Source organism: Flavobacterium frigidarium DSM 17623 (assembly GCF_000425505.1).
GTDB classification, from domain to species: domain Bacteria; phylum Bacteroidota; class Bacteroidia; order Flavobacteriales; family Flavobacteriaceae; genus Flavobacterium; species Flavobacterium frigidarium.
Genome location: NZ_AUDO01000012.1, coordinates 133,917 through 141,202, shown reverse-complemented (window position 1 = coordinate 141,202; position 7,286 = coordinate 133,917). Strand labels below are relative to the sequence as shown.

6 protein-coding genes are annotated in these 7,286 nt (G+C 33.5%); 3 read left to right on the top strand and 3 right to left on the bottom strand.

Features of this window, described 5'->3' with window-relative positions:
* Positions 1 to 9: 9 nt before the first annotated feature.
* Positions 10 to 171 (top strand): IS3 family transposase, encoded by a 162-nt coding sequence (locus H603_RS17310; protein ID WP_394359126.1) that lies wholly within the window; start codon positions 10 to 12, stop codon positions 169 to 171.
* Between the two features lie 72 nt (positions 172 to 243).
* Here H603_RS17310 and H603_RS0109310 read toward each other — a convergent pair whose 3' ends face one another.
* On the bottom strand, positions 244 to 1,581 hold the full coding sequence (locus tag H603_RS0109310; RefSeq protein ID WP_026708339.1) for an FAD-dependent oxidoreductase: 1,338 nt from the start codon (positions 1,579 to 1,581) through the stop codon (positions 244 to 246).
* A 248-nt stretch (positions 1,582 to 1,829) separates the two neighbouring features.
* Entirely contained in the window at positions 1,830 to 4,214 is a 2,385-nt protein-coding gene (locus H603_RS0109305) for a penicillin acylase family protein (protein WP_026708338.1), read from the bottom strand.
* A gap of 146 nt (positions 4,215 to 4,360) precedes the next feature.
* On the opposite strand from H603_RS0109305, the gene H603_RS0109300 reads away from it, so the two are divergent.
* The gene (locus H603_RS0109300) at positions 4,361 to 4,996 is read left to right on the top strand and encodes a flavin reductase family protein (RefSeq protein ID WP_026708337.1); all 636 of its coding nucleotides are present in this window, start codon (positions 4,361 to 4,363) and stop codon (positions 4,994 to 4,996) included.
* An 84-nt stretch (positions 4,997 to 5,080) separates the two neighbouring features.
* Here H603_RS0109300 and H603_RS0109295 read toward each other — a convergent pair whose 3' ends face one another.
* Positions 5,081 to 5,515, bottom strand: a complete 435-nt coding sequence (locus H603_RS0109295; RefSeq protein ID WP_026708336.1) for a YMGG-like glycine zipper-containing protein — start codon at positions 5,513 to 5,515, stop codon at positions 5,081 to 5,083.
* A 194-nt stretch (positions 5,516 to 5,709) separates the two neighbouring features.
* Between H603_RS0109295 and H603_RS0109290 the strand changes: the two genes are divergently transcribed.
* Positions 5,710 to 7,272, top strand: a complete 1,563-nt coding sequence (locus H603_RS0109290) for a hypothetical protein (RefSeq protein ID WP_026708335.1) — start codon at positions 5,710 to 5,712, stop codon at positions 7,270 to 7,272.
* The last annotated feature ends 14 nt before the right edge of the window (positions 7,273 to 7,286 follow it).

Here is a 7,286-nt window from a genome sequence, read left to right as displayed (position 1 = left end):
TTCTTTGGAATACTAAAATCGGAGTTGTTTTATCTTAAAAAGTACAACTCTATAAATCAATTAAAAAAAGAGATTAAAGAGTACATATTATATTATAATAACGACAGAATTAAATCAAATTTAAACAAAATGAGCCCGATACAATATCGAGCTCACTATTATCAAAATTAATTATAAATTTGTCTAAACTTTTGGGTGCAGTCTAGTATGTTGGTTTTTTCTATTTATTGTTAAAGCCTTTATTTATCCTAAGAGTTCGATGATTTTATCCTCAATTTCTTTACTGTCCCAAATATTCTCAATATTTTCAGTTTTTAAAACTTTCTGCATTATTTCATTTTGTAAATCGCCTATTGCTAGTGCTTCTGCATAGGGACGATCACTAAAAGTTACTCGACTATACAACGGAATCCATTTTTCAGGATGTCTCTCAGAGAATAATTTCTCAATTTTCTTTTGCAATAAAAATTTGTCGTCTGCTGTTTTAGAGCTCATCTCCATAAAATTACGGTAAGACAACTCTGCTATAGCATCTGCATTTGGTTTGCGTGAATCTTGGTACTCTGAAAAAATCGTTTGCCAATCATCACCATATTTTTCGATCATCTCATACAATACAGATATATCTTCGAAACCAGCATTCATCCCTTGACCATAAAACGGCACTATTGCATGACATGCGTCACCTATCAACGCTACTTTGTTATCATAAGTCCATGGAAAACATTTCATAGTAACCAATGTACTTGTAGGATTTTTGAAAAAATCTTCAGTTAACATTGGAATAACCTCAATTGAATCTGGAAAATTCTTCTCAAAAAAAGTAGCTACATCGCTAACATTTTGCAAAGAATCAAATGAATTTTCACCTTCAAAAGGCATGAACAATGTGCAAGTAAAACTACCATCAAGGTTAGGCAATGCAATTAGCATGTATTCCCCTCGCGGCCAAATATGGAAAGAATTTTTATCTAATTTATGAGTTCCGTCTGCGTTTGCGGGTATATTAAGTTCTTTATACCCTATATTTAAAAATTCTTGAGAATAATTAAACATACTTTGTCTTTGCATGCGGTGTCTTATTCGAGAAAAAGCACCATCTGCACCAAAAACCATATCGTATTTTTTCTCTTCCCAAACGCCTCTTTCGGTTTCTCCAGTGTGCAAAGTCGCATCTTTTAAAGTCACATCCCAGATCTTCTCATCAAAAAAGAATTCGGCTCCAGCAGCTTCAGCAAGATCAATCATCTTTCGATTTAAAATACCTCTCGAAATAGAGTAGATTGCTTCACCCTCTTGCCCGTAAGTTTGAAAATTAAGCTTATCAACTAAGTGAATGGCGCGTTTATCCATTGGAATTGCAATTTCCCTAACAGCATCTCCCACTCCTACACCATCAAGCGCCTTCCAGCCTCGATTAGACATAGCCAGATTTATGGAGCGGCCAGAAAACACAATTTTACGAATATCAGGACTGCGATCATAAATATGAACTGAATGACCTGCTTTTCTAAGGTAAATTGCCAGCAGTGAGCCAACTAATCCTGAACCTACAACAGCAATTTTAAGTGGAGTTTGCATCAAAAAAAAATCTAATTATAAGTCCGTAAAAATAAGTATATAATACAAAGAACTCGTTATAAATCAAGGAATATTTTCAATTAAAAGCATTTAAATACTAGTTTGGGCGTGCCCTCAGCGTAAAAAGCTTCGGTCGGGTCTTCCGCTACAATCTTTTTATCGTTCCTCAAAAAAGGATTTTCACTTCAACCCCTCACGCAGTTCACTTATATTAGATGGTATCATTATACAACCAACTTTTAAAATCATCATCTAGGCATGAAAATTAGTTTAGAGCTAGAGGCGATGATTTCCTTTTTATTCATTTTCATCTTTCTAAATTCTCCTTTATTGTACATTTCCATTTGGTCATCATAATGTTTACTAAAAGGATTTCCAGACTGCCCTGTAGGTAAAATACTCCAGCTATTTTCAATGTCAGCAAAGTCAACAATCCTTCTTGTAGAAGGACCAGCGGTAACATTGTACATTTGCTTATCGCTGTAATGAAACATTTGGTTATTGATAACCTCGTTTGAGCCCGCAACAGCGATTGGTCCTACATTAAAAAGTTTGCTAAGTAATTTCACTTTTCCTAGAGGATGTTCAAAGGTGACTTGATGTACTTTATTCCAAGTCCAAGACGAAACTGTACCTCCCATTTGATTCTCTAGTGTCGCGATCGCTTGCTTAAAAGATTTTGAAACAATTTGACCTCGTGTTTCTTTTTTACCCTTAGTATCCACATTGTCCCACCATAGTGATTTCTCATTTTCCATCTGAGTCGCAATTACTTTTTTCATGATATGCGTACTTAAAAATTGCTCAAATCCTTCCGCTCCTAGCTCATCTCCAAATGTGTTTTTTAAATAATAGTACACCCATTTATTGTAAATTGTAGGCGCCACATCTTCGAGTTCGTTGCTTCCTGTCCAAGTTTTTAAGTACTCTAAGGCGTCTCCTTCTTTTTCGCTAAGCTTAGTCAGTTCCAAGTTGTGAATTAAGCTTGCAGCGACAAGCACACTCACCGCAGAGGTATTATCTGTAATCATTTTAGAAACAGCCTCTTTATCCCATTTAGAATTTTCATCTAGTAATGTCGTAATTCTTTTTGCTCGATCTTCGGGCAGGTAATACCCAGGGTACAAATAGCCATCTACTGCTGCTGGTTGATTGTTAGCTGAATAAACATAATTCCAATCTGGATTGACTGCTTTTGGATTTTTAGAAAAATCTAGATATTCTTGAATATCATCATTTGTAGTACTTCCATCTAGAACAAAGTTGGTATTCACTCCTTTATTATGTTTGTATAATTTTCCGGTTGCCCACCAAGCAACATTCCCCTTTGCATCACCATACATAATATTAAGTCCAGGAGCCGCAATTAGTGAAACACCTCGTTGAAAGTCGTTTACATCTTTTGCATGTGACAAAGTATAAACAGCATCTAAGATTTGAATGGGTTGCTGCGTGTAAACCCATGACATAGCAACTGGATTCTTCATTTTTAAACCTGGTAAAATATCGTTCATGATAGGACCATGGCGACTTACTTTAACTTTAAGGAGAACATCTTCACCATCTTTTACTATGATTCTTTTTTCTCTTATTTCGTAATTAGCAAAACCGTTTTCCGTTTTATATTGCGCATCATTGTCTTTATTATTTGTTTCTTGGTACAAGTCAATATCATCGTTTTCAAACATTGTTAATCCATACGCATAATCTCTATTATGTGCCAAAAGCGGAAAAGGTGTTCCTGCAAGATAGCAGCCATACAATTCAAACTCTGGTGTTTTTATATGCGCTTCATACCAAGTTCCTGGTTGCGAAAACCCAATATGCGGATCATTAGCAAACAGCACTTTGCCACTTTTAGTTTTCTCTCCACTAATAACCCAACTATTAGAACCTATAAAAGGAGGCACAGCAGATTTATCAAGTATTCCCGCAACAGATTTAGAAATCGAAGCATACTTGTCCTTAAACTCGTTGGTATTTTGTATTTGTACTGTATTTTCCAATCCATCTAAACCTAAATCCTTCAAATATTCGATTCCGTATTTATTTCGAATATCAGTCATTAATGGATCTGATTTTTGTGCCATTGCAAAGCTAAATGACATATAACCAAATACATTGTAAATATCTTTTAGCGTAAAATTTTGTTTCTCGATACCTAGTAATGTAAATTCAATAGGAGTTTTTCCCTCGCTCATGTACTGATTGATTCCATCTAAATAAGCCATACTCATTTTATAACTTGGACTATTTTTATCTAAGGCTTCAATGGCTTTTTTTGAAGCTTCTTCAATACCAAGTCCAGCAAAAAAACGATCATTTTCTAATGCCACTTCGCCAAAAATTTCTGATAACCTTCCGGGGACTATTCTACGCATCAACTCCATTTGCCAAAGTCTATCTTGTGCATGTACATATCCTAAAGCAACCATGGCGTCATTAGCATTATTAGCATAAATATGAGGAACTCCAAATTCATCAAAATAAACGGTGGTGTCTCCTTTAAGATTTTTCAATTGGACTTCGCCTTCGTATTGTGGCTTCTGATAATAAGCATATAACGTAAATAAAATTGCTACTATTATGAACAAAACCACTAACGATAATATTACCTTCTTAATTATTTTCATATTTATTACCTTTAAAACACACAAATATAATTTTCTTTACTTTAACCATGACTGAAAGTGATTAATAATTGACTTTCAAAACTTAATTTTGTTTAAATTTTTGATTTTTTAATTAAACAAAACTATATTTGTCTAAAACATTATTTATGAAAGAAGTCACTACTGCAGATTTATCTGAGATGGAAAAAGTAAAGAGATTGAATTTGGTTAATTCATGTACTGGATATAAGTCAGCTAATCTTATCGCCACGCAATCTCTAGAGGGTATAAATAATGTAGCTATTTTTAGTAGTGTAACTCATCTAGGAAGTAATCCAGCAATGTTAGGATTTATTATGCGCCCTACAATCGTAGTGCGTGATACTTATAAAAATATAAAAGAGACAGGATATTTTACGGTCAATCACGTGACTGCTGACATAATTAGTGATGCGCACCAGACTTCTGCCAACTATAATCCCGAAGATTCAGAGTTTGATAAAACCAAACTTAATATTGAATTTAAAGATGCAATTAGCACACCATTTGTAAAAGATTGCCCCGTACAATTATATTGCAAATACATTAACGAATACCACATCAAAGAAAATGGCACGGTACATATTATAGCAAGCATCGAAAAAATTTTCTATAACGAAAATCTAGAACATCAAGACGGTTGGCTACAATTAGACAAAGCCGATGTTATAAGTTTGAATGGCTTAGATGGTTATTGTTTACCCAAATTAGTGAATCGCTATGAATACGCTAGAAAAAATGTAGCTACAAAATCAATAATTTAGCTTAAAAAGAATAAAAAATAAAAAAAAACGCTTAGAACTAGCAAATCCTAAGCGTTTATTATAGTAATGTCGTTTGTAAATTTATTATTTTTTCTTACCGTCAATAATTGCACCAGTACCAGCACCAACACCAGCTCCTGCTAAACCTCCAATTATTGCTCCAGTCCCTTTTTTCTTGCTAATAATAGCTCCGGTTGCAGCACCTACTCCAGCTCCAATTACCGCGCCTTTAGCTGTACTACTCCATCCCTTTTTCTCAGTGGTTGTTGTAGTTGTGGTTGATGCCGCAGTTGTAGTAGCTGCAGGTTGATTTACAACAACAACTTCTCTTTGCACTTCTTTTGCAGCTTCTTGTTTAGCCAGCGCAGTTTCAACTGAATCAATGATGCGCTCTTTTTCAATTTGCGTTTTCATTGAATCAATACTTACTTGTCTTGCATCATCTGCAGTTGCTTCTGCACCTTGATTTCTACATGATGCTACCGTTAAGGCAACTAGAACAATATATAATGCTTTCATAATATCAAATTTAAATTTATTTGGATACAAAGTAAAGGTTAGTCTACGGACTCATTGTTATGAAATTACCTCAAAATATTATATGATTATAGCCTACTATTTTATTTACATCATAATGTTACAAGAGTTATACAAAATAGGATGAGTAAAATAAAGTTGATAATCAATACTTTTACACTCCAAACACAATTATAATGACTAAGACCAAAAAAATCATAATCGCAATCGCCGTTGTATTATCAATAGTTGTATTGATTAACGTAGCAGCAAATTATTTTGTAAACAAACAACTTCCTCTAATTATCGCTGATAAGAATAAAACAAATTACTCAATTACGTATCAAACTTTGACGATTGATATGATTGACAAAAATATATCAGCGCAAGGAATTGCTATTACACCAAAAAGTAAAGCAAAGGTGGGTGTAGACAAATTAGGGATTTATTCGAAAATTAATTCTGTAGAGATACGTGATTTCAAAATATGGGACATTTTATTCAATGATAAAATTAAAGCCAACAGTATTACAATCAACAGTCCAGAAGTGATATTATACAAGGAAGACAAAACAGCAGTTAATGACTCAAAAAACATAAGTTCAGAGGTGGTCGCACCATTCCAACAGATTATTGCCGTTTCAAAAATAACAATGAATAAAGGAACCGTTAAAATCATACATACAAAGACAAAAAAACCAATTCTAAATGTGAGTAATATGCACTTAGAGGTAAACGGAATCGTAATTGATGAGGAAACCTTAAACCAAACAATTCCCTTTCAATTTGAAACCTACAGTTTTAGTGGTGATAGTGTTTACTACAGAGCTAATGACTTTTACCACATCTCACTAGCAAATATTAAGACAACCGAAAAAGATTTAAAAATTAGTAAGTTTAAATTAATTCCTGAATACACTCGCCACGAATTTATATCGAAACTAGAAAAAGAAAAAGACTTATTCACCTTGCAAGCAGATGCTATTTCTATCACAAATCTAAACTGGGGTTTTAAAGATAGTATACCTTACTTTGAAGCTAATAAAATCGCTCTTAATAAATTAGCAGCCAATATTTATAGAAACAAGCTACCTACAGATGACCTGAGTAAAAAACCTTTATACAATAAATTATTAAGGGATTTGAAGTTTCCTTTAAAAGTAGATACACTTGCTATTACAAATTCGCAACTGGTATATGAGGAAGAAATAAATTTTGCCAAAGGTCCAGGAATGCTCACATTTGATAAATTTAATTTGACAGCAACACACCTACAAAGTGGCTACAAACAAACTAAATTAGATGATGTGATTATTGACATTAATTGCAATTTCATGAACAACTCACCTTTTAAAGTTAATTGGACATTTAATATAATGGATAAAACAGACGGATTTAAATTTCATGGTAAAATCACAAATCTTAACACAGCTGATCTGTCAAGGTTCACTAAACCTTATATCAATGCTACCACTACTGGAACTTTTGACTATTTAGATTTTACAATCAACGGTAATGACTATAACTCTGAAGAAAATGCTGCGCTAAAATATCATAATTTGAAAGTGAAATTATTTAGAAAAAATGACCGTGCAAAAGAGAGTAAAATTAAAAGTGTCATCGCCAACTTAGTGGTAAAAAATGACACCGATGGCGAGATTAAAAATACGACCGTAAAAACAGAACGAGTTCCTGAAAAATCATTTTTCAACTTTCTCTGGCTTAACGTAGCTGGAATTTTAAAACAAATTGTAATTTAAAAAAAGCCTCATTC